Source organism: Pseudoalteromonas rubra, from assembly GCF_000967655.1.
GTDB lineage: Bacteria > Pseudomonadota > Gammaproteobacteria > Enterobacterales > Alteromonadaceae > Pseudoalteromonas > Pseudoalteromonas rubra_A.
Window position 1 is genome coordinate 1 of the sequence record NZ_JXYA01000014.1, and the last position, 22,284, is coordinate 22,284.

Sequence of the window (22,284 nt, forward strand, 5' to 3'; positions counted from 1 at the left end):
TATTAAGTGAAATTGGTATATCTACTTTTGCAATTTTAGCTGAGCGCCTTTTAATCTCTGACGAACGTTACTGATCTTAGCACGGTTTTTGGCGCGCGCTTCACCACTGGCCTGATTGCTCGGACGGTTAGTACGCGCCTTACGACGCTGATGAGACGGCTTCTTAGCCAGGTTTTCAATCAGGTTTTCGCGGCTGGCGACCTCATAACCCGGCAGGTAATAGCGCTTTATTTTCTGGCCAATCAAAGTTTCAATATGAAGCAAAGTCTGCTCTTCTTCTCGTGCCACAAAAGAAATTGCCTGACCCGAGTTCCCCGCACGGCCGGTACGACCAATACGATGCACATAGTCCTCAGCAAGGTAAGGTAAATCGTAGTTAATTACGCGAGGCAGACCGTCAATATCAATGCCGCGCGCCGCCACCTCAGTGGCAACCAATACTCTTACCTTGCCTTCTTTAAACTCACGCAATGCCCTGCGACGAGCGCCCTGGCTTTTATCACCATGGCAGACTGTTGCACTGATCCCATCAAGCTCCAGCTCTTTGACCAGCTGATCGGCATCGTCTTTCATATTGACGAAAACCAGGACCTGCAACCAGTTTTTCTTGCCGATCAGCTCAGACAGCAGCTCCTGCTTACGCTTTTGCTCAACCGGATAAACAACGTGTCGTACGGTTTCTGCAGTGGTATTTTCTTTTGCCGCCTGAACTAATTTAGGCTCACGCAGTACTTGTTTGGCAAATTGCTTAACCGCAGTCGGGAAAGTCGCAGAAAATAACAGTAACTGTCTGTCTTCGCTGACCATATCGATGACCTTTTGCATATCCGCAACAAAGCCCATATCCAGCATACGGTCCGCCTCATCCAGCACTAAGTACTTTACCTGTGCCAGGCTGACAGCACCCAGGCGGATCAAATCTAACAGACGCCCAGGTGTGGCAACCAGAATATCAACGCCCTGAGCCAGGCGTTGTGTCTGTCCTTCAACGTTAACGCCACCAAACACGGCCTGTACGGTCAGTGGAGTATACTGGCAAAACGCTTGACAGTTGTTGGCTATTTGCTCTGCAAGTTCTCTGGTTGGCGCAAGGATAAGCGCGCGCGGTGACTTCAGTGATTCTCCCTCCAGCAAACGGTGGATCACAGGTAGTGCAAACGCCGCTGTTTTACCGGTTCCGGTTTGCGCTGTTGCTAACACGTCATGGCCGCGCCTGACGACGGGGATAGCCGCCTGCTGTATCGGTGTCAGGGTATGGAAATTTAATTCATCTAGCGCCTGTAGTAAGGCATCGGGAAAACTGAAAGACTTAAAATTCATTGCAAAAACCTGCGACCAATAATGAAGGGCCGCAGATTATACGCTATTTAATTGCCCGGTGTCACCTGCATGTGGTTAATATAGCTTAACATCGGCAGGATTAATCACATCGGCAACGCCGCCAACCACTGTTTCAGCATTAAGCTGATTGATCAATTCAACACCCGTTCTTTGCTGGGATTCACTCAGTGGTACGTATGGCAAACGAAACACAGGTAATGCAGCACCCGTCATGGCCAGTGCCGTGTTGATTGCAATCGGATTGGGTTCGCAAAACAACCAATTCATTAACGGCTGCAATTGCGCATTCAGCGGCTCATTTGGGCTGTCTATCAGTGCTCGAAACAACTGCGGAACCAGGTTTGACGTGACCGAGATAACACCGTGAGACTGATGAAGGTGACGGCTGTCATGGGCCTGGTCGTCATTACCCGACCAACAGGCAATGCCTTTTTGTTCATAATAGGCTATCCGCTCGTGCCCGGCACACTCTTTCATGCCAACAAAATTGGCGTGACCGGCCAGCGGTTCGATGATTTTGGGGGTCAGATCCTGACCTGTCCGCCCTGGTACGTTATAAATAAACGCAGGGCCGATATCTAATACACGCGCGAAATGCTCCGACAAACCAGCCTCGGAAGTGCGGCCATAGTATGGATTGATCTGCAGTGCCGCATCCATACCTGAAGCAAAGCCGTATTCCGTCGCCTTAACCGCTTCACGCGTATTATTACTGCCTGTGTTGCCGACGATCACCAGCTTGTCGGAAAATTGATTTACACTGTGGGCAATAAGCATCAGGTGCTCTTCCCAGTTCATCAACTGGCCTTCACCCGTCGTGCCACCGACGACAATCCCATCAACGCCCGCCGCAATTTGTGCCTCAACAAGCGCGTCAAAACCGGCAAGGTCAATATTGCCGTGTAGATCATAAGGTGTTTTGATAGCCGTAATTAAACTGGCTTTTTTAATCGATTCTATGTTGCGCATACAAATTTCGTTTGATTCATTGTTTGGCGCTAAGTTTTAACACAAATGAAAGTCAGATCCGAGGGGCAATTGGAAAATTTATAAAACAGCTTGCCTAAACTCGCTGTTTCGGTCAAAATAAAAACACTGTATATATAACCAGTTATTTTATTTATGCGTCTGACACACCATCTCAGTACACACTTTTTCAGCGCTGACGAGCTCTGTAGCGCACTTGGAGTCACATCTGATCAGCTTATGCATTGGCAGGAAATGTGTATTTTTCCTAACGCCAGTTATAGCCTGGAAAACCAGATCAAGTGCAGTTCCTACCTCGGCCTCTATGAATGCGTTGAGCATACAGATTACTACCCGAGAGGCGCTGAATTATGGGGTCAGCTACTCCTGAAGCATCAGGTGGAGCAATCATCCCATGCTTACGAGTTGTTTCAGCAAAAGTACGTTCAAGTACTCAGTAAGTGTGCACAACAGGGCCTGATAAGCCAGGACAGCCGCTTTAATGAAGACCTACCTGAACATATACAACAAAGCTGGCAACAATTCCTGTGCAGTAAATACGGTGTGATTAGCCAAAATGGGCTAATAGAAGAAATTGTGTATATAGACCTGGGGCGCGCTCTGGTAGACGCACTAACCGAGGATCGCACCGCCAGCCATATCCCGGCTCAGCACCGAGCTGAGCTACTTAGCGCACTTAAGCTGTTAAATCGTGCGCTCAGCCACCACATGGAACACGAAAAGCCCATGTCCATGCGTTACAAATATATTGAAAGCCTGATTGCAAAGTACGACTTATCAATTCGCTGAATACGACTGTGCCGAGAGGCCTTAAAACCTCTTGCTGTCGGTCTTTATGACTTAATGGGCCTGCTCATAGTGGGCTCTGAAGATTTCAAACGCCTTCAATACCCTCAGCTGGTCCTGGCATAAAGCATCGTACCAGGCATCAAACTGGCTATCATCGTCTTGTTCACTCAAAGCAAGATACTGTGCTAGTAACTCGATAATATCGCCATGTGTGCAGCTCAGATTATCCAGTTGTTTCAATTGCTCTGAATGATCTTTATTTTGTAATTCAGCGATGACGCTATTATCCAATTGTTGTGTTTTGTCCATCATGACGAATTCCTGTTTCTCAATCCATAGCTAGTTATATCAGTCTATTTCGGAATATCCAGTGCTTTATATACCGTTCGCTCAATCTATCAACAATTTGTTATAAAAAGTAACCTTTGACACAGCCATCAACATCAAATAGCTAATTTTTACCCTTTACCAGGATACAAAAAAGGCGAGCCAGTTTTCACCGGCTCGCCTTCTGATATATCAACTTATATCTATTTACGCCTTCTGCGCAGCATTGCCAACGGCAAGCTCAGCAATGCAAGCCACGAGAATGAACCTGAATCACCGTCGTCGTCATCGTCATCATCGCCACGCAGGTCTCTGATTGTAACATGCACTTCAGTATGGTTAGACAAGTTACCGTAGGTATCTTCGGCTTGAACGCCAAAGTAAACCTCTTCCTGGAACTCAAAATCTACCTCTTTCGCGACAATTACTTTACCCTCAGCGTCAACACTAAATAAGCTGTTACCATAGACATGGAATTTTTCCACTGGTGATACCTCGGCATCTGGATCGCTGAATACCAATTGACCGACTACAGTACCGATTGGTGTATTCTCAAGCACTTCGAAGCGCTGATTTGACTCGATAACAGGAGATGCGTCGTAAATATTGACTGAGAAGCTTGCTGATACCTCAAACTCACCATCCGTCGCATGTAGCTTAATATCGCCGCTGAATACACTGCTGGCAACACCGCTCAGCACACCTTGCGAAAATCTCAGACCCGGGATCTGCGGTTCAATAGACAGTGTTAATGTTTCACTGTCGATATCAGAAACCAGATCATTAAAGTCAATCTCAACAGGCTGACCTAGCATCACTTCAAGGTTTTCAAGCTCTCCAATAACAGGCATGTCATTGACGTTTTCAACGTTAAGCTCAACTGTGACCTCTTGTCCAGACTCAGCCTTTTCAGCAGTACCGGTGAATTTGAAGACATCTTCTCCAGTAAAGTCGGGATCTGGCTTGTAGATCACCATGTCAAACTTATCCAACGCAACAACAGAGCCCACAGTCAGTAACTCTTCTTCCAGCATCAGTTCGCCTGATTGAGGTAGCTCAGCAATTTCAATCGATGCAAAAGTATTTAAGAATCTGTCTGCAAACGCTGGTGCTACATTTACTGAAGTGTCCTCATCCAGCGTAAATGCGTAATGTTCATATGTGGCAGCCGAAACTTTATATGCACTACGTCCATGAGTAAAAGCAAAAATCTCATTGCCATGGAAAGTAACCTTAGCGACATTGGTATTAGCCAGGCCAGAACCATCAGCGAACCAGTTTTCACCACCGTCAGTAGAAATGAATACGCCTAAATCTGTACCGATAATAACGCGCTGAGCGTTGTTAGGATCAACCGCCACAGAGGTCGCAGGTACGTTTGGAATATCTTTGTCGATAGGCAGCCAGTTCTTACCGCCGTCTGTGGTTTTCCAGACATGTGCCTGATCAAAAGTCGAAACTGTCGCATAGGCAATTTGTGCATCTGTTGGGTCAAACGCGATGGCGCTGATCGTTGCACGCTCGTCTTCAGCACCAATTTTGAAACTATGCCAGGGCTGCTCAGCATCTGCTTCTCCGGCTGCGTAATTAATGTAGATGTAACCTTCTCGCGTACCCGCCGCTACGATGTTCTCATCCTGTGGAGCGATACCGATTGCATATACAGAACTATCTAATACAGGACTGCCAGCTACCCAGTTTTCGGCCTGATCAGTTGTGCGCCAAAGCTGATTACCACCTATCCAAAGAACCTGAGGGTTAGATGGTGCCATTTCGAAGCGTGTTATGAACGGGAAGCCGTCGCCGGTTATGCCATTGAAAGAATCAGCAAATGTCACACCGCCATCTGTCGACTTCTGTATAGATAGGTTGGTATATTCGGTGAACAGTACGTTTGGATTTGTTGGATCAACCGCTGTCCAACCGCCGTCACCACCTGTGATTTCGCGCCATTCGTTAAATCCGCCATCTTCACCAAGCAAAGTACCATTATCCTGAGTACCGCCAAAGTAGGCAGTGCCATCTGGCATCACTGTACCATGATAGAATTGTGTTACTGCATAGCCATTGTTTAGCGTCTGCCAGTTTACTTTGCCTGCAGGTTCACTGCTCGCACCACATACCTGCGCAAGGTCTAGTCGCTCATCCAGCGCATTGTCAGTTCGTTGAATACCACCATCGTTACCTACAAACATTGTCGTGTTGTTCACGCCATCATACGCTGGGTGAAAAACAATCGTATGTTGGTCTGCGTGGGCATACAGCGGATGATCCATGCTAAACCACCAGATACTGGTGGGTACGAACGTTTTGCCGCCGTCATCTGAGCGGAATGTATCGATGCCGCCCGTCCAGACTACATCGGGGTTGACGGGATCAACAGCTATGATGTTGTCATACCAACCCTGGTTGTAGAACTGAGGCTCAGGGCCATAACCACATTGCGGGAACAAACCATACACCGTGTTACTCAGTAGCAGTTTACTGTAGTCGTCTGCCGAGTCACGAGTTACCGTCGCATTCCAGGTTAAGCCCTTATCTTCCGATTTGTATACAGCTTCCATACCATGATCATTGATGTTAGCCAGTAAGGCGTACATGATGTTGTTATCAGACGGTGCTACAGCAATGGTAGAACGGCCCTGATTTGGAACGGCCAATACTGCTGCCCAGTCATCACCGCCATCCGCACTGCGGTGAATGCCGCCGGTGTCAAAGGAACCACACGCAGTAACTAAGACATCTTTATCACCATCATCAACCAGCGTCAGATCAGTACACCCAACGGCTGCGTCTTCGGCAACAAATACGGTCTCCCAGCTTGCTCCACTGTCTTTTGAGCGCTGTACACCTCCACGCGTTGCGGCATAAAGGGTAGACGGATCATTTTCACTAAATACAATCTTGTTTGTGTAGTGGAATAGCTCATTGCCCGCGGTTGCCTCAAGCTGCTCCCAAGTTACACCGCCATCGGTAGATTTAAAAATGCCGTCTCCGCGCAAAGCATCGGCATTAAAGAAACCTTCACCCGTTCCTGCGTAGATGGTATTCGGGTCGTTCGGTGCGAATGTCAAAGTAGTCACCGCCAGGTTAGTCGCCAAATCGCTCATTGGCGTCCAAGATTGACCAGCATCGGTGGTTTTCCAAACACCTCCAGCCACACCCGCGGTGTACATGATGTCATGCTCTGTTGGGTGGATGATCAAAGTTCTCGTACGGCCACCGATATTACCAGGCCCCAGCTCCTCCCACTGGCCGATCTCTCGATTGATGCCATCAACAGAGTTCACTCGAGGTCTGTAATCAAAAACAACTTTGTTGTCAGCCAGAGAGTAGCGCTGCATGGTTTTAATCTGAGCCAATGCTTTCGAGTATTTTTCGGTCGGCAGCGTTTGTGCACCTTTCGGCAGGCGCTGTGCAATATAAAACTCTTGCGCTTCTTTAGGCTTATCGTATCGCTTTGGTGACTGGGCTTTTTTCTCAGCCTTTGCAGCCAGGTAGTCTGCCTTTTGTTCGTACATGCTTGGTTGCGTATTTTGATACGCCAGATAACTGGCACCGCCCAGCGCAATTGCAACGGCCAAGCTCACAGGGTGTAAGAGTTTCATATTTATCCCTTTTTTAAAGTAGTTATATTTTTAATAAAATGTAAGTAAACAGCTTTATTGGCACAGCTCCCCAACCGTTCACCGATTAAAAAACATTAACAAAGTTAAGCACAGATGCGACAAGTTACAAATTGCGTTATTTCATCGCATACCACTTAACGCAAACGTCAATTAAAGGTACATTCAGTTGTAACAATAACAGAAATTCATCAAATATGAATAAACTCTTAACGAGTCAAAACAACTAATTTAGGGTTAGCTGTACATGATCCAGTTTTTACTTTTATCCACGATCGCGGTCCAAAGCAGCGCCATTGAAACAATTGAAGTCATTGGCGGTAAAAATTTACTGGCCTCAGAGCCATTTACAAACGTTAACATAGAACATTTAGGCAAGGACGACCTCCATGGTGCGAGCAATACGATTGCAGATTGGATTGTTCAGGTACCGGGCGTCTCATTAAACGGCCAGGGAGGCCTCTATCAGAGCTATAGCATCCGGGGCCTGAGTCGCTGGCGGGTAAGAACTGAAGTCAATGGCATTGTGTTGCTAACAGACCGGCGCGCAGGTAACTCAGCTTCCTTCATCGACCCGGGCTTGTTGCAACTGGCCAGTGTGCAAAAAGGCCCAGCTGCTATGCTCTACGGTTCTGAGGCCATCGGTGGTGTCATCTCCATGAATTCGGTTCAGGGAGAGCAAGAGACGCTGGAGCTGGGTGTCGAAGACACAGGTAACGGGCGACGTATCCTCGCTATCACGGGTGAAGAAAACTACAACCTGGCATTTGCGTACAGAAAGAAAAACAGTAGCCACGCACCCAATGGTGATGTACTCAACAATGGCTATGAGCAGTTTTCTTCCAGCATCCGATATAACCATCAGCTGGCAGATGATATTGAACTGAATATGTCGTGGCTCCCTTCCGTTAGTAAAGAAGTTGGAAAAAACAGTGTAACCTACCCTGAAAGTCAAATCGCAATGTATCCGGAAGACTTGCACAGTCTGGCACAAGTATCTGTTAAATCTGATCAGTGGCTGGTCAATGTGTTTCACCACTACCAGAACTGGGACAGCGCCGTGCAGCGCATTGGCAAACGACATAATTTAACTGAATACCAATCTCATACGCTTGGCGCAAACTTGTACCAGGAATTTAACTGGGATAACCTGCCGATGCGCGCTGGCCTGGACTGGACAGCCCGGCGCGGGGTTTCGATCACAGATCAGGAAACCAATCTCAAAGCCACTGCCAGCTCCACTTTCAATACCTTACTGGATGGTCAACAAGATAACTTTGCGGCGTTTATTAACGGTATCTGGGAGCAGCAAAGCTGGCGAGCTGACTTCGGCGCCCGCTTTGATCACTTCACAGCCAGTAACTTTGGGGTCAGCAAATCCGACACTCATCTCAGCCATAGCCTTGGTCTGAATAAGCAGTGGCAGGCACACAGCGTGTCGCTCAACTATGCTAATGCGTTCAGATTTCCAACCCTGACGGAGCTTTACTTTAATGGGGTCACGCCGCGAGGTAACACAATAGGCAACCCGCATCTTGACCCGGAAACCAGCCAGGGGCTAGAGTTGACCTATCGCGTAGACAGCCAGCAAGCCCAGACCACCCTGAGCTTGTTCCACACGCGCCTGGATGATTATATCGAGCGCGTGAAACTGGCATCAGGTGACAGAACCTATCTTAACCTGGACCAGGCAAGCATTTCTGGCGCCGAAATATCAACGCTGGTTGAGGTGAGCGATGCGCTTTCTTACACGCTGGGGTACACACATCAAAAAGGCGAAAGTGACACGGGTGATCACCTCTCCGATATCGCTCCGCGTAAGTTGAGCCTATCCGGGCGCTATACATGGCAGTCATTTGAATTCAAAAGCGCGTTAAACTACCAACTGGCGAAGCATCAGCCGGGTTCAGGTGAAACAGATCTGGACAAAAGCCTGGTAGTCGACTTTAACGTTAACTGGTTTGTAGATGAACACTGGACCTTGCGTGCGGGCGTGCTAAACCTGTTCAACCGCCTGTACAGAACGACCGCTGACGAAGATGCACCATTTCATACCGAGCGCACTATTAAATTTGATGTCAGCTGGACTATCTAAACGTCAAATACGCAGAATGCCGTTATCACACGGCATTCTCCAATTAAAGTAACACAATTAAGGTAGGCTATTTACCGAATAAAAGCTCCCAGAAACCCGGTGGTTCGTGTAATTCGTGGTACTCTTTTCTCAGCTCATCTACCTGCTTGAGTAATTGTTTGGCCTGCTGTATTTGCGCTTGCGCAACTAAGCTTTGTGCCTCGCGGATAATATCGGATACCTTGCGCAGTCCTTGCAAAGATTGTGATTTAACATCCGCTTTAAAGTGATGTTGTTTACTCTGTTGGAGTAACAATAGCATGGTATTCAGGTGCTTGTTGACCTCGTCCGGCTGTTGCGCCTCCATTGCTTGTTTATATGCATGCCCCATGTTTTTCATGGTCTGGTTCAGATCCTGGCCTTCCTGTGCGCTTACCACTTGGGCAAAACACATAGAAAAAAGAAATATTATCAAGCGTCTCATTTTTCCCCCTCTAACAAGAATGCGCTAGTATATAAGTAAATGTGCAGCAAACAAACTGTTCGACCTGTCATTGAGGAGCACAATGAAACAAATTATTACGCCCGTTGTACTGCTGCTCTTCGTCACTTTCACAGGCTTTGCACAAACCATCACGGTCACCTTTGTCAATCCGGGCAATCAACGAGATAACCCGACAGGCGCATTCTGGCATAACGTCACAAAAGTGATGGAGGCCGCCGCACAAGATCTCGACATAGAGCTAACGACCCTTTACGCCGAGCGAAATCATATTGATATGAAGAAGCTGGCGCAGCAAGCACTCAGATCCTCTGCCGATTACCTGATCCTGGTTGATGAAAAAGGCGTGATAACGGATGCCTTACTGACGGTCCCGGGGGAACATAAGCGCATAGCCTTTCTGCTCAACAGCCCGGACAAACTCGCACTCAAGCGCATTGCAGCAAAAGGGATCGGTGTGCTTGGCTCGGTTACGCCGGATAATTATCAGGCTGGCAGGATCCTTGCGAAATTACTGCATGAGTCCTTGCCCGAGGACAGCAGACAAACGACAGACAGGCACATCATGCTAGCGCTACTAGGTGATGTCGCCACCAACGCCGCCATTGAGCGCGAACAAGGCCTGCTAGGCTATACCAACCGCACTTATGGCGTAAACTTAGTAGAGCGGGTCGACGCACAATGGTCCGAACAAAGTGCTTATGAATTGGCCAGCGGACTGCTACAAAGATTTCCCGATACACGACTGATCTGGTGTGCCAATGATGCAATCGCACGAGGCGCAGCGCGTGCCGCAACCGACCTTAAGTTCAGAGACCAGTTACATATCGGGGGCATTAACTGGGATCAGGGTCATGAAAATGTCATCGATATTTCACTGGGCGGTCATGTGTTGTTAGGTGGCTATTTACTGACAGAGATTAGAAAATTCCATAACCGTAAGATCAGTGCTATCGGCGAGCAAAAAATTGCTATTTTTCAGCCATATTCTGAAAATTTCAGACCTTTATATCAGGCTATCCATGGCACTGGCTTGAACAAGATTGACTTTAAACAGTTCACGACTGGCGGCCAAAGTTACAGTATTAAGACACTGAATCAGCAATTAAAATTTTAATTTTTTTATCCGGCTTCTGAAAAATAAAATATCAATTAAGTTGCATTTGCAACAAAAATCAATCTACAAAACCCACCCGTTAAGTATAAATTTTGCACAGCACAATTTTCCTTATTTTTTCATTATTGACAGCGCTAACATTCCCTGTTTTAGTTATAAGGGTTAACAACATGTAATATAGGTAAACTTATGAAAACCAAAGTTCTAACAAGCGTAAAATACTCACTGCTCGCACTGGGCGTTACTGCTGCACTTGGTACAGCACAAGCCGCAGAGACGCAGCGTGTCATTGTCACAGTTAAGGATTCGGCAGTCGCCAATACGCTACCAATGCGCGTATCAGCCGCTGAGCTGGCTCAGTTTAAAGCACAGGAGCTTGCCAGTGTTGCTACTCAAGCGAATGCGCAAGCTATCGAGACCCTGCCCAGCGTCAATGCCGTTGTCATGGAGCTGACGCCTGAGCAGCTTATCGAGCTGGAAGCAAGCGGCAGCATTGAGTCTATTGAGGCCGACCCTAAACGTTATTTGCCAGAGGTGAGCAGTGAATCTGTTGTACCGTATGCAGAATCGGTTCCATACGGCATTAACATGGTGCAGGCGAACCTGGTTAGCGATGCCAGCGCGGGTAACAAAAAAGTGTGTATCATGGACACGGGTTATACACGCGGTCACCCTGACCTTCCCAGCACAGGCATCACCGGAAATGACGGTCATGGCTCAAACGACACAGGTAACTGGTATCAGGACGGCAACGGCCATGGTACACACGTAGCGGGTACCATTGCAGCGCTTGGTGGCAACGGACAAGGTGTGGTAGGCGTCAACCCATCAGGTCAGCTTGGTTTGCATATCGTTAAGGTCTTCAATGACCAGGGCCGCTGGGCATATGGCTCAGATCTGATTAAGGCGATTGAGCAATGTGAAGCTGCTGGTGCAGATGTGACCAGCATGAGCTTAGGTGGCAGTGGTAGCTCAAGTGCAGAGCGCAACGCGTTTGCATCAAGCGCACAGCGCGGCATGCTACACATTGCAGCCGCAGGTAATGGCTCAAACAGCTCATTCAGCTATCCGGCTTCTTATGACGCCGTGGTATCCGTAGCAGCCGTAGACAGCTCTGAACGCGTTGCGTCTTTCTCACAATACAATAGTCAGGTAGAAATTGCCGGTCCTGGTGTAGGCGTTAACTCAACATGGAATGACAATCGCTACAAGAGCATCAGTGGTACGTCAATGGCAACGCCTCATGTATCGGGCGTAGCTGCGCTGGTCTGGAGCAACTTCCCGCAATGTAGTGCTGCTCAGATCCGCTCTGCCCTGAACGCCACAGCAAAAGATAAAGGCTCGGCCGGCCGTGATAACTACTATGGCCATGGTATCGTACAGGCGAAAGCCGCTTATGATTACCTGGTTAACGCTGGGTGTAGCGACCAGCCGGTTTTAGTTGCAGACTTCAGCGCCACGCCAAATGGTCTGAGCGTTCAGTTTAGCAACAAGTCTAGCTCAGGTACTTACAGCTGGAACTTCGGTGATGGTAACTCCAGCGCTCAAACCAATCCAAGCCACACTTACGCACAAGCCGGCACCTATAGCGTTACCCTGACAGTGACAGGCGCAAACAACAAAACCGCGTCAAAAAGTCTTAATGTTACGGTTACAGATGGCGGCAACGGCGGTGGTTGTAGTGGCGTAGAAGCCTGGAATGCAGGTACTTATTACAGCACTGGCGACAAAGTATCGTACAGCGGCTATGAGTATCAGGCGACCTGGTGGTCACTGGGTGCACGCCCTGATATCTTCAGCAATGTATGGCGCAAAGGCGCACAATGTAAATAAGCCAGTATCAAGACAGCGCTCAGGGATGAGGTTGTCGCATCGGGAGCAAGTTAAGTGCTTGCTCCTTTAATACAAAGAGAGAGTCCCTGCCAAAATGACAGCAATACTAAACCATTGATAACCTTTTAGGGTTTCCTTGTAAAAATAGACGCCCAGTAATGCCGCACTGGAAATACCAATGGCGCGTTTGATAGCCTCCATCACGCCCGGCTGCAACTGTTGCAAAGCGAATAACTGACATAACACGGCCACCGCAAAGGCCAGCGCCGCACAGGCCCACAACCACTTCGAGCTCAATAGTCGTTTAACCGATAAGGTGGGTTTAAACACCATACCGTTGATCAGCACCACAGATACCGTCAGATAAATCAAATGAAAGCTGACTTCGCTATACTGCAGGGCCTGTTTATCAAACACGATACACATACCCCAGCACAGCGCGGTTACCAACACATAGCCAGCGCCTTGTTCGCGAATTGACAGTCTGCCCCCTTGCAGGATAAACGAGCCTAAAGTAATGGCACCGAGCGCGATAACTTGCGCCTCTCCAAGCGGCTCACCTAACCACAACCAGGCAAAAGCACCAGACACCACAGGTGTAATAGACAACAAAGGCAACATCACAGCAATCTTACCCACGGCCAGACCACGAATAAAACATACGCTACCAATTGCTGCAAGCAGGCCACTGACTGTGCCCGGTACAAAGTAGCCAGCCTCTGGCAAAGGCGCTTGTAACCATCCCCAGTAAATCAAATATCCGGGTAAAACTAACAGGCTGAACATAACAGACATCAGCGGGGCACTAAATTCCTGCGCCAGTTGTTTGCGCAAAAAATCAAAGCACGCCCAGCACAGCGCACTCAAAAGTGCACTCAGCATGGCGACTCACCAAGTTGTTTCAGGCACAACTCACTTTGACGTAACATGTAGGATGTAAGTTTTTGATGATCGGGCTTCCAGCCCAGTAAGAAGCGCTGGAAGTCAGCCCAAACAAATGGCCACAGCAAACGCCAGCTCTGTTCAAGCGCCTTAATTTTTGTCTCGGACCAGTGCGTACTGAGTGCCTTGCTCAAGAATTCAAAATATTGGTCCAGGCACGTTTGTGCACGCATCTCAAGCTGCGGATCACTATATAAACTGGTCAGCAGCAACATCACGTCACTGATCCCAATGCCTTTGCCAATGTGTTGAAAATCGTAACCCAGTGCTTCTTTGTCAGAAAAAGCAAAGTTGGCCAGTTTTGCATCACCATGAATACAGGTCTGGAAGGCACATTGATTCAACTGATGATCTATCTCGGACGCATATTGTTTTAACTGACCAGAAGCCATACGCGCATATTCATCCGGGCGGGTGTTCAGATGCCAATAGTTCCCTTGTAAATCCATGTCTGTCAAAGCCGCTGAAACAAGACCGACAGCATGAAAGCGTGCAAGCCATTTTAGCATCAACTCAACCTGTTCTGAGTCAGCTTTACTGACATTGTGATATCCCTGAGACTCAAAATCTGTAAACACACTAATAAACACGTCGTCCTGCTGGGCCAGCGCTTTCAGCTCCGGTAAAGAGCAGGCATGGACATAGTGCCTGGCAGTTTGGCGATAAAAGTTAAGCTCCTTGCGATAAGAGCGGTATTTGCGCCGCAACGAATGCTGGCTTTGAGTGATATGACGATGTGTCAGTTGCTCTGGTACCGCGGCTACTTTGGCAACGAGCGCTTCGTTTTGATAAGTGAATTTGTAAATGTGACCACACCCACTCCAAAGCGCCTGGCTGTGTTGTGAGTCAGGCAGCATGGCCAAGACATGGGAAATCAATGCGTCAGTTGACATAGCGCTCCCTCAAATCTCTGTGATGTTAAATAGTTATGCTTTTTAATAGTGTAACATGTCTGCCTTTGTCTACCCAGTTGTGAACAAACACACAAAACAAAAAAAGCCCCGAATCAACGGGGCTTTACAGAGACTAACTAATAATTCGTACTATTGGTTAACAACCGATTTTACTGTGCCAGACGCGGTGCTCTCGTCCAGCAAGTTCAAATCAAAGTCAAACTCGTCAACGCGGATAGCTTTTTCGCGCTTACGGTTATAATCAATCAACTGTGCGTACTCGGTCTCATTGATAACCTTGGCAATCAGCGCGTTATCCAATGTTTCGTAGAAGCGCACACCCGCTTTGATTTCGCGTTTTTTAAGTGCTTTTTTAACTTTACCCAGTAAGTCCAGACACGCAATTTTGGCTTTATAGGCCTGCTCGTTGATGTCATGTCCATCGCCTGCTTGAGGCTTAACCAGGTGTGTCAGTTGCGCTTTAAACGCGGTGTCTAGCTGTGCCGCCGTCGCCAGTTCACGTACCATGTCGTCGTTGATCTGCGGCATTGAATGGCTGAACTGCATTGTCAGCACACGCATAAATTTACGCGTACCTGGTGCCGGGAAGTTATCCAGGAACTTATGCAGCGCCTGCTCCGCTTCTACCAACGCATAGCGTGTCGCATAGTGGAAATAAGGTGCTGCGGCTTCACGGTCGGTTACGGCCACTTTTTGCTCGTAATATTTAATTGAAGCCATAGCCGCGTACAGATAGCTCATCACGTCACCCAAACGCGCAGACAACATCTCAGCTTGCTTAAGCTTTCCGCCCAAGACCAGCAAGGAGAAATCAGCATACACGGCCAGCTTAGCAGACAGGCGTTGCGCCGCCTTCTCGTACGGTTGTACTTCTGGCAGACTAGACTTACTGCTTGCGGTAAATGGTAAAACACCCAGTTTAAAGGCACGCAGGCTGTTCGCGACACTATAGCCCACTGTTTGACGCAAAATCTTGTTAAAGGTTTTGTCGGCGTTCGCTTCTTCGCTGTGAATGGCTTCAACCATAGATTGCAGGTATGGGTGACAGCGCATTACACCCTGACCAAAAATCATCAAGTTACGGGTTAGTATGTTGGCGCCTTCTACCGTAATTGCGATAGGCTGAGCAACATAACCACTGGCCAGCGTATTTTGCGGACCATTCTGGATAGCTTTACCGGCCAGAATATCCATTGCCGAGTCCAGTACGTCACGGCCAGTTTCCGTCATGTGATATTTCGCAATCGCGGTTACGACTGACGGTTTCAGACCCATGCCCAGACCTTCTGTGGTCAATACACGCATGGCTTCTTGCAGGTAGGTTTTACCAGCAATATCGGCCAGCTTTTCCTGAATACCTTCGAACTGACCGATGGCCAGGCCAAACTGTTCACGCACCGCTGCGTACTCAGATGCCGATTTTAGGGCAACCTGACTGGTGGATACGCCCAGTGCAGGTAATGAAATACCACGACCAGCGCCCAGACAGCTAACCAGCATTTGCCAGCCGCGGCCAATGTTCTGCTGGCCACCAATAATGAAATCCATTGGAATAAACACTTTTTCGCCACGAGTTGTGCCGTTATAAAAACGGATCCCCATAGGATCATGACGATTGCCCAGCTCGACACCAGGGTGCGATTTAGGGATCAGGGCACAGGTGATCCCCAACGATTCTTTACCGCCGAGTAAACCTTGCGGATCGAACACTTTAAATGCCAGGCCCAGTACGGTCGCGATAGGCGCAAGAGTGATGTAACGCTTATCCCAGGTGACTTCCAGACCCAGTACTTCTTCGCCGTTATACTGACCCTTAGTGACAATACCTTGGTCAGGAATACCACCGGCATCCGAACCTGCCTCAGGGCTGGTCAATGCAAAACATGGGATATCTGTGCCATTGGCAAGGCGCGGCAAGTAGTGTGCCTGCTGCTCTTTGGTGCCGTAGTGCATCAACAATTCGCCGGGACCAAGCGAGTTTGGAACCATCACGGTCACAGCAACAGCCGAAGATTTAGTTGCGATAGTGCCCACTATAGTTGAATTCGCATAAGGGCTGAATTCTCTGCCACCGTACTCTTTAGGGATGATCAAAGAGAAGAAACGCTCTTTTTTCAAAAATTCAAGGATATGCTCTGGCAAATGCTTTTCGTTCTGTATCACAGAATCGTCAATCATCGCCATTAGCTCTTGCACAGGACCGTCCAAAAACGCTTGCTCTTCACTGCTTAATTTGGCTTCAGGTACCGCACGCAATGCGTCGAAGTCTGGTTTCCCGCGATAGATGGAGCCTTCAAGCCATACATCACCCGCATCGAGTGCTTCTTGTTCAGTCACCGAAATGCTTGGCAATATTTTTCTTAGTTGTGTTCTTAAACTCATAATAAACTCATCCGACCAGATTGATATAGTTACATTACGGCACAAAATTTCGTTTAGATCAATTACTCTATGTTGCTTTTTAACGGGTTTTTTACTGAAAGGTCTGAGTTGTTTAAAAAATTTCTAAATAATTAATAGCTTACAGGTGTTCGCTGAACTTAAAATTTTGAGTGATTTTTATACTAAAAAAGTGTCGAAGAGAAAATTTTCGTTGCCCGCCGTTGCACGGGCACAGATTGGATAAACAACAGAAGCGCTAAAAATCAGCAACCTGAGCTAAACACAGTGCTTTAATCGTATCCGGGCTGAGCGCTAACTCCAGACCGCGCCGACCGCCGCTGACATAGATGACCTCATAATTGAGTGCGGAACTGTGCAGCATCACGGGTAAGCGTTTTTTGTGTGCAAACGGGCTGATCCCACCTAACTGATAACCCGTTGCATTTTCAGCCTGCTGCTGCGTTGCAAGCTGCGCCTTTTTTCCTTTGCAACTCTTAGCAAAAGCTTTTAAATCAACCAGTTGAGTAGAGGGTGTAACGGCTACAACGAGTCGGCCATCAACGCTTATCACCAAAGTTTTAAACACTTGTTGCGGCGCCAGGGCCAACGCTTCAGTCGCCTCCTGAGCAAAATCTGTGATGCCCGGGTCGTGGTCAAATTTGAGTATGTCGAAGCCTGCTTTGTGCTTATTGAGTAGTTGGATAGCGGGTGTCATACCTTGTCGTCCTGTATCTGGCTGTCTTAAAAAATTCAATGGGGTGTCATAGAGAATAACCCCAATTTAGGGTAGACAAAACGTCAAACTAGACTAAAGTCTAATTACCTCTACACGCACAGTATTATTGCGCCGGGGAGTCGTTATGAGCAAGCACCTTGTTCGTATCGCAGCCGTTTGTGCGGTTAGCTACGTGGCATTATCTTTTTTGACTAATGAGTATTACTTTTGGGAAAGCAGTGTGGCCTGTACGTCCAAGTGCAAACGATTGGGCTGTACCGATGGACTTCTTTTAACAGGGCACAGTCGAACAGTGCTGGCATGTAAATGCACTGGGGATATGGATCATCTCATGCTATTAAACTGAGAGAAAACGGCGCCGTTAAGCGCCGTTTGTTTTTCTTAAAAATAAGCTGAAAACACGTTAAACGCGTACTTACTTAGTCAGGTCATCAAAGAACTTTTTAACACCGTCAAAGAAACCCTGCGCTTTTGGACGATTTTTGCCAGCGTCGCTGCCCATGCTCTCTTCAAGCTCTTTCAGTAGCTCTTTCTGTCTGTCGTTCAGATTAACCGGTGTTTCGATCACGACTTTACAGATCAAGTCACCAACAGCACCGCTGCGCACAGATTTCACGCCTTTACCGCGCATTCTGAACATTTTTCCTGTCTGGCTTTCAGAAGGCACTTTGAGGTTTGCCCTGCCATCAAGCGTCGGTACTTCAATTTCCCCGCCTAACGCTGCTGTGGTGTAGCTGATAGGTACTTCGCAGTATAGGTTATTACCATCACGGACAAAAATCGGGTGCTCTCTCACGCTCACCTGAACATACAGATCACCAGCTGGCGCACCGTGCATACCCGCTTCGCCCTCTCCTGACAATCTGATACGATCACCGGTATCAACGCCAGCAGGGATTTTAACAGACAGAGTTTTGGTCTTCTCAACGCGACCCTGACCATGGCAACTATCACAGGGGTCAGAGATAACCTGGCCGCTACCCTGACAGGTAGGACAGGTTTGTTGCACCGCGAAGAAACCCTGACGCATTTGCACCTGGCCTGCACCGTGACAGGTAGAACAGGTCTTGGGCTTAGAACCAGACTTTGCACCGCTGCCATCACAAGGCTTACAAGATACCCAGGTCGGAACCTGGATCTCGACTTCTTTGCCTCGTACCGCATCTTCCAGGCTCAGATCCAGGCTGTAGCGCAAGTCTGCTCCGCGCTGTTGGCGTGACTGACGTCTGCCGCCTCCAAAAATATCACCGAATACGTCCCCGAAAATGTCACCAAAATCAGCACCGCCGCCAAATCCACCATGGCCTGCACCACCGTTTTGTTCAAAGGCAGCATGGCCGTATTGATCATACATCTGGCGTTTTTGACTATCAGTTAAGACTTCGTAGGCTTCTTTTACTTCCTTAAATTTTGCTTCCAGCTCAGCATCGCCCGCCGTTCTGTCTGGGTGATACTTCATTGCAAGGCGTTTATAGGCCTTTTTAATCTCACGTTCACCGGCGTCTTTTGATACCCCAAGAACGTCGTAATAGTCTTGTTTTGACATAGTTCTCACACATCTTACTGAGCGATCAGCCACTATGATGACCGCCTGGCGAATAGGTGTTTAATTGTGCCACAGATGAGGCTTAGTGCCTCTGTTCTTCCACTTATCCGCTCTAATTTAAATACGTCAGAGCCTGCTTACCTTTGCCATTCGCGAGAACTTGAAGGATAAACAGGCCCTGTTTAGCACCTCAGGCTAGGCCTGTGTGCGCTTACAAGTCAACAATTACTTGTCGTCTTTTACTTCTTCAAACTCGGCATCTACTACATCGTCGTCAGCTTTGTTTGCTTGCTGTGCACCTGCGTCACCGCCAGCTTGTTGTTGCGCCTGCGCTTTCGCCTGAGCAATTTCCATTAGCTTCTGAGATTTTTCTGCAAGTGCCTGGGTCTTAGCATCGATTTCTTCTTTGCTTTCGCCTTTAATCGCTGTTTCCAACTCAGACAGTGCCGCTTCGATTGCTGTCTTGTCGTCAGCTGGCAGGTCGTCGCCGGCTTCTTCAATTTGCTTGCGAGTAGCATGAACCAAAGCATCAGCCTGGTTACGAGCGCCTACCAGCTCTTCGAACTTCTTGTCTTCTTCAGCATTCGCTTCTGCATCACGAACCATGTTTTCGATTTCATCGTCGCTCAAACCTGAAGACGCCTGAATCGTGATCTTCTGCTCTTTACCTGTGTCTTTGTCTTTCGCAGATACATGCAAGATGCCATCCGCGTCAACGTCAAACGTTACTTCGATTTGTGGTACGCCGCGCTGTGCAGGACGAATACCTTCCAGGTTAAACTGGCCAAGAGACTTATTGTCGCTTGAACGCTTACGCTCACCCTGTAGAACATGAATCGTTACCGCAGACTGGTTGTCTTCTGCTGTTGAGAAAGTTTGCGACTTCTTAGTAGGGATAGTCGTATTTTTCTCAATAAGCGCAGTCATCACTTGACCCATAGTCTCAATACCCAGAGACAGAGGACAAACGTCTAGCAGTAGTACGTCTTTTACGTCACCAGCAAGTACACCACCTTGAACCGCAGCACCAACGGCTACCGCTTCATCAGGGTTAACGTCTTTACGAGGCTCTTTACCAAAGAACTCAGCAACTTTCTTCTGTACCAGAGGCATACGTGTTTGACCACCCACCAGGATGATGTCATTTACGTCGCTTACAGACAGATCTGCATCAGCCAGGGCACGCTTTAGCGGCTCGATAGACTGTGCAACCAGGTCTTCAACCAGAGACTCAAGTTTTGCACGCGTCAACTTCACGTTCATGTGCTTAGGACCTGTTGCGTCAGCAGTAACATAAGGCAGGTTCACCTCAGTTTGCTGTGCAGATGAAAGCTCGATTTTCGCTTTTTCAGCTGCTTCTTTCACACGCTGCATTGCCAGCGGATCGGTTTTCAGGTCAATGCCCTGATCTTTCTTGAACTCAGCAACCAGGTAGTTGATTACGCGGTTATCGAAATCTTCACCACCTAAGTGCGTGTCACCGTTAGTCGCAAGTACTTCGAATGTGTGCTCACCTTCAACTTCATCAATCTCGATGATTGAGATATCGAATGTACCACCACCCAAGTCATATACTGCAACAACGTTGTCGCCTTGTTTTTTGTCCATACCGTAGGCAAGTGCCGCAGCTGTTGGTTCGTTGATGATACGTTTTACATCAAGACCAGCAATACGACCGGCATCTTTTGTTGCCTGACGCTGTGAATCGTTGAAGTAAGCAGGAACAGTGATTACCGCTTCTGTTACTTCTTCGCCCAGGAAATCCTCGGCAGTCTTTTTCATTTTCTTCAGCACTTCAGCAGAAATCTGAGGTGCTGCACGCTTTTCGCCACGTACTTCAACCCAGGCATCGCCATTGTCTGCTTTAACAATTTGAAATGGCATGATGCCGATATCGCGCTGTACTTCTTCGTCTTCAAAACGACGACCGATCAAACGTTTGATTGCATACAGTGTGTTCTGAGGGTTAGTCACAGCCTGACGTTTTGCCGGTTGACCTACTAGCGTTTCGCCCTCTTCGGTAAATGCAATAACCGATGGCGTTGTACGATCCCCTTCAGCGTTTTCGATAACGCGTGTCTTATCACCATCAAGTACCGCTACACAAGAGTTAGTAGTACCTAAATCGATTCCAATAATTTTACCCATGTGAATCTTCTCCGACTTCAAAAATTCGTTGTTCTGTTAGATGACTTGATAAATAGGGGCGGCAATTTGTAATTCAAGCGTCACAACAAAAAAAAAGTGATTTTTTTTGAAATTTTTTCGCTATGCCGTTTTTTTCATCAAAAAAACGGCATTTGACATTTTTATCGTGGTATGACCAGATAAGTAACTCTAAAAACGAACCAAAAGTAAACGCGATGACATTTGATCAACTTATTTCTCTGCCTGTCTTGCAAAACACACAGGCCGAACTTTCGCTACCAGCCAGCTGGGGTCAGGGCAGAACGGTGTTTGGTGGCCTTTCTGCGGCCCTGATGCTGCAAAGCATGTTGCATCAACTCACAGAGCAAGACAGGCGCCTGCTTTCTTTCAGCTGTAACTTTGTCGGCCCGCTGTTGAGCGACGAGTCATTTGAACTCAGCACGCAGCTGCTCAGATCGGGTAAAAATGCCACTCAAATGCAAACCACCATTACTCAAAATGGCCAGCCCTGCCTTGTTGCACTGGCTTGTTTTGGTAAACCTCGTACATCGGCAATCACAGTGCGCGCTGACGATACCTGTACCTTAACAGAGCTCAATGACAAGCAAACGCTACCGTATATAGACGGAGTAATGCCTGCCTTTATCCAGCACATAGACCTTAATCTGCAACAAGGCGCTCTGCCGTTTAGCGCGGCAAGCTCTAGTAACCTAGGCGGCTGGATGAAGTTCAAGGCGCCAGCCAAGCCAAACCTCTCTGTGCTACATCTACTTGCACTGGCCGATGCCTGGCCCCCTACTTTGCTGCAATTGTGTAAAGGACCGACGCCCGCCAGCAGTATGTCTTGGTACATCGAGTTTTTAGATGATATTGCATTAGCGGGTGATGAGTGGTTTGCTATGGAGGCGGTGACACACCAGGCTGAGCATGGTTATGCCATTGAAGATGCCAAGCTCTTCTCACAAGATGGTAAGCTGCTGGCACTGAGCAGACAAACGGTCGCTGTATTTGACAGTTGAT

At 48.0% G+C, this 22,284-nt stretch carries 16 protein-coding genes; 5 read left to right on the plus strand and 11 right to left on the minus strand.

The features are described from left to right. Window positions 1–21 precede the first annotated feature (21 nt). Window positions 22–1,320: a DEAD/DEAH box helicase gene (locus TW77_RS06960; protein WP_046004257.1), complete on the minus strand. Its 1,299-nt coding sequence runs from the start codon at window positions 1,318–1,320 to the stop codon at window positions 22–24. Window positions 1,321–1,395: 75 nt separating this feature from the next. Beyond that, complete coding sequence (gene dapA / locus TW77_RS06965) at window positions 1,396–2,310, minus strand: 4-hydroxy-tetrahydrodipicolinate synthase (protein WP_046004258.1); 915 nt, start codon at window positions 2,308–2,310, stop codon at window positions 1,396–1,398. A gap of 153 nt (window positions 2,311–2,463) precedes the next feature. Between dapA and TW77_RS06970 the strand changes: the two genes are divergently transcribed. Beyond that, window positions 2,464–3,117 carry a DUF6058 family natural product biosynthesis protein gene (locus TW77_RS06970; RefSeq protein ID WP_046004259.1) on the plus strand — a complete coding sequence of 218 codons (654 nt, stop codon included), beginning with the start codon at window positions 2,464–2,466 and terminating at the stop codon, window positions 3,115–3,117. 51 nt (window positions 3,118–3,168) lie between these two features. Here the strand turns inward: TW77_RS06970 and TW77_RS06975 are convergent, their stop codons facing one another. Both TW77_RS06975 and TW77_RS06980 read right to left on the minus strand, forming a co-directional pair. Continuing rightward, window positions 3,169–3,426: a hypothetical protein gene (locus TW77_RS06975; RefSeq protein ID WP_082078863.1), complete on the minus strand. Its 258-nt coding sequence runs from the start codon at window positions 3,424–3,426 to the stop codon at window positions 3,169–3,171. A 221-nt stretch (window positions 3,427–3,647) separates the two neighbouring features. Continuing rightward, window positions 3,648–7,052, minus strand: coding sequence for a rhombosortase-dependent cadherin domain-containing protein (locus tag TW77_RS06980; protein ID WP_052713088.1), 3,405 nt, complete (start codon window positions 7,050–7,052; stop codon window positions 3,648–3,650). A 265-nt stretch (window positions 7,053–7,317) separates the two neighbouring features. On the opposite strand from TW77_RS06980, the gene TW77_RS06985 reads away from it, so the two are divergent. Next, a complete protein-coding gene (locus TW77_RS06985; RefSeq protein WP_046004261.1) occupies window positions 7,318–9,165 on the plus strand; it encodes a TonB-dependent receptor in 1,848 nt (615 codons plus the stop codon). Between the two features lie 67 nt (window positions 9,166–9,232). Here TW77_RS06985 and TW77_RS06990 read toward each other — a convergent pair whose 3' ends face one another. Further along, on the minus strand, window positions 9,233–9,628 hold the full coding sequence (locus TW77_RS06990; protein ID WP_046004262.1) for a cytochrome b562: 396 nt from the start codon (window positions 9,626–9,628) through the stop codon (window positions 9,233–9,235). A gap of 82 nt (window positions 9,629–9,710) precedes the next feature. Between TW77_RS06990 and TW77_RS06995 the strand changes: the two genes are divergently transcribed. Next, window positions 9,711–10,763 carry an ABC transporter substrate-binding protein gene (locus tag TW77_RS06995; RefSeq protein WP_046004263.1) on the plus strand — a complete coding sequence of 351 codons (1,053 nt, stop codon included), beginning with the start codon at window positions 9,711–9,713 and terminating at the stop codon, window positions 10,761–10,763. A 189-nt stretch (window positions 10,764–10,952) separates the two neighbouring features. Continuing rightward, window positions 10,953–12,596: a S8 family serine peptidase gene (locus TW77_RS07000; protein ID WP_046004264.1), complete on the plus strand. Its 1,644-nt coding sequence runs from the start codon at window positions 10,953–10,955 to the stop codon at window positions 12,594–12,596. A 66-nt stretch (window positions 12,597–12,662) separates the two neighbouring features. Here the strand turns inward: TW77_RS07000 and TW77_RS07005 are convergent, their stop codons facing one another. The 6 genes from TW77_RS07005 to dnaK all read right to left on the minus strand — a co-directional run bounded on the left by TW77_RS07005 (window position 12,663) and on the right by dnaK (window position 21,285). After that, window positions 12,663–13,478, minus strand: a complete 816-nt coding sequence (locus TW77_RS07005; RefSeq protein WP_046004265.1) for a DMT family transporter — start codon at window positions 13,476–13,478, stop codon at window positions 12,663–12,665. Further along, a complete protein-coding gene (locus TW77_RS07010; RefSeq protein ID WP_052713089.1) occupies window positions 13,472–14,431 on the minus strand; it encodes a phosphotransferase in 960 nt (319 codons plus the stop codon). Before TW77_RS07010 ends, TW77_RS07005 begins: the two co-directional genes overlap by 7 nt. Before the next feature lie 150 nt (window positions 14,432–14,581). Then, complete coding sequence (locus TW77_RS07015; protein ID WP_046004266.1) at window positions 14,582–16,834, minus strand: acyl-CoA dehydrogenase; 2,253 nt, start codon at window positions 16,832–16,834, stop codon at window positions 14,582–14,584. Window positions 16,835–17,090: 256 nt separating this feature from the next. Next, the gene (locus tag TW77_RS07020; protein WP_046004267.1) at window positions 17,091–17,549 is read right to left on the minus strand and encodes an aminoacyl-tRNA deacylase; all 459 of its coding nucleotides are present in this window, start codon (window positions 17,547–17,549) and stop codon (window positions 17,091–17,093) included. A gap of 436 nt (window positions 17,550–17,985) precedes the next feature. Continuing rightward, window positions 17,986–19,116: a molecular chaperone DnaJ gene (dnaJ, locus tag TW77_RS07025; protein ID WP_046004268.1), complete on the minus strand. Its 1,131-nt coding sequence runs from the start codon at window positions 19,114–19,116 to the stop codon at window positions 17,986–17,988. A 225-nt stretch (window positions 19,117–19,341) separates the two neighbouring features. Further along, the gene (gene dnaK, locus TW77_RS07030) at window positions 19,342–21,285 is read right to left on the minus strand and encodes a molecular chaperone DnaK (RefSeq protein WP_342626724.1); all 1,944 of its coding nucleotides are present in this window, start codon (window positions 21,283–21,285) and stop codon (window positions 19,342–19,344) included. Between the two features lie 194 nt (window positions 21,286–21,479). Here dnaK and TW77_RS07035 point away from each other — a divergent pair, with 194 nt between their 5' ends. Next, entirely contained in the window at window positions 21,480–22,283 is an 804-nt protein-coding gene (locus TW77_RS07035; protein WP_046004270.1) for an acyl-CoA thioesterase, read from the plus strand. Window position 22,284: the final 1 nt, after the last annotated feature.

Bases quoted from the DNA above. Each gene is read 5' to 3' on its own strand.
- TW77_RS07005 (WP_046004265.1), bottom strand. From the start codon at position 13,478: ATGCTGAGTGCACTTTTGAGTGCGCTGTGCTGGGCGTGCTTTGATTTT.
- TW77_RS07000 (WP_046004264.1), top strand. From the start codon at position 10,953: ATGAAAACCAAAGTTCTAACAAGCGTAAAATACTCACTGCTCGCACTG.
- TW77_RS06975 (WP_082078863.1), bottom strand. From the start codon at position 3,426: ATGGACAAAACACAACAATTGGATAATAGCGTCATCGCTGAATTACAA.
- TW77_RS06995 (WP_046004263.1), top strand. From the start codon at position 9,711: ATGAAACAAATTATTACGCCCGTTGTACTGCTGCTCTTCGTCACTTTC.
- TW77_RS06980 (WP_052713088.1), bottom strand. From the start codon at position 7,052: ATGAAACTCTTACACCCTGTGAGCTTGGCCGTTGCAATTGCGCTGGGC.
- TW77_RS07020 (WP_046004267.1), bottom strand. From the start codon at position 17,549: ATGACACCCGCTATCCAACTACTCAATAAGCACAAAGCAGGCTTCGAC.
- TW77_RS06970 (WP_046004259.1), top strand. From the start codon at position 2,464: ATGCGTCTGACACACCATCTCAGTACACACTTTTTCAGCGCTGACGAG.
- TW77_RS07010 (WP_052713089.1), bottom strand. From the start codon at position 14,431: ATGTCAACTGACGCATTGATTTCCCATGTCTTGGCCATGCTGCCTGAC.
- dnaJ (WP_046004268.1), bottom strand. From the start codon at position 19,116: ATGTCAAAACAAGACTATTACGACGTTCTTGGGGTATCAAAAGACGCC.
- dapA (WP_046004258.1), bottom strand. From the start codon at position 2,310: ATGCGCAACATAGAATCGATTAAAAAAGCCAGTTTAATTACGGCTATC.
- TW77_RS06990 (WP_046004262.1), bottom strand. From the start codon at position 9,628: ATGAGACGCTTGATAATATTTCTTTTTTCTATGTGTTTTGCCCAAGTG.
- TW77_RS06960 (WP_046004257.1), bottom strand. From the start codon at position 1,320: ATGAATTTTAAGTCTTTCAGTTTTCCCGATGCCTTACTACAGGCGCTA.
- TW77_RS06985 (WP_046004261.1), top strand. From the start codon at position 7,318: ATGATCCAGTTTTTACTTTTATCCACGATCGCGGTCCAAAGCAGCGCC.
- TW77_RS07035 (WP_046004270.1), top strand. From the start codon at position 21,480: ATGACATTTGATCAACTTATTTCTCTGCCTGTCTTGCAAAACACACAG.
- TW77_RS07015 (WP_046004266.1), bottom strand. From the start codon at position 16,834: ATGAGTTTAAGAACACAACTAAGAAAAATATTGCCAAGCATTTCGGTG.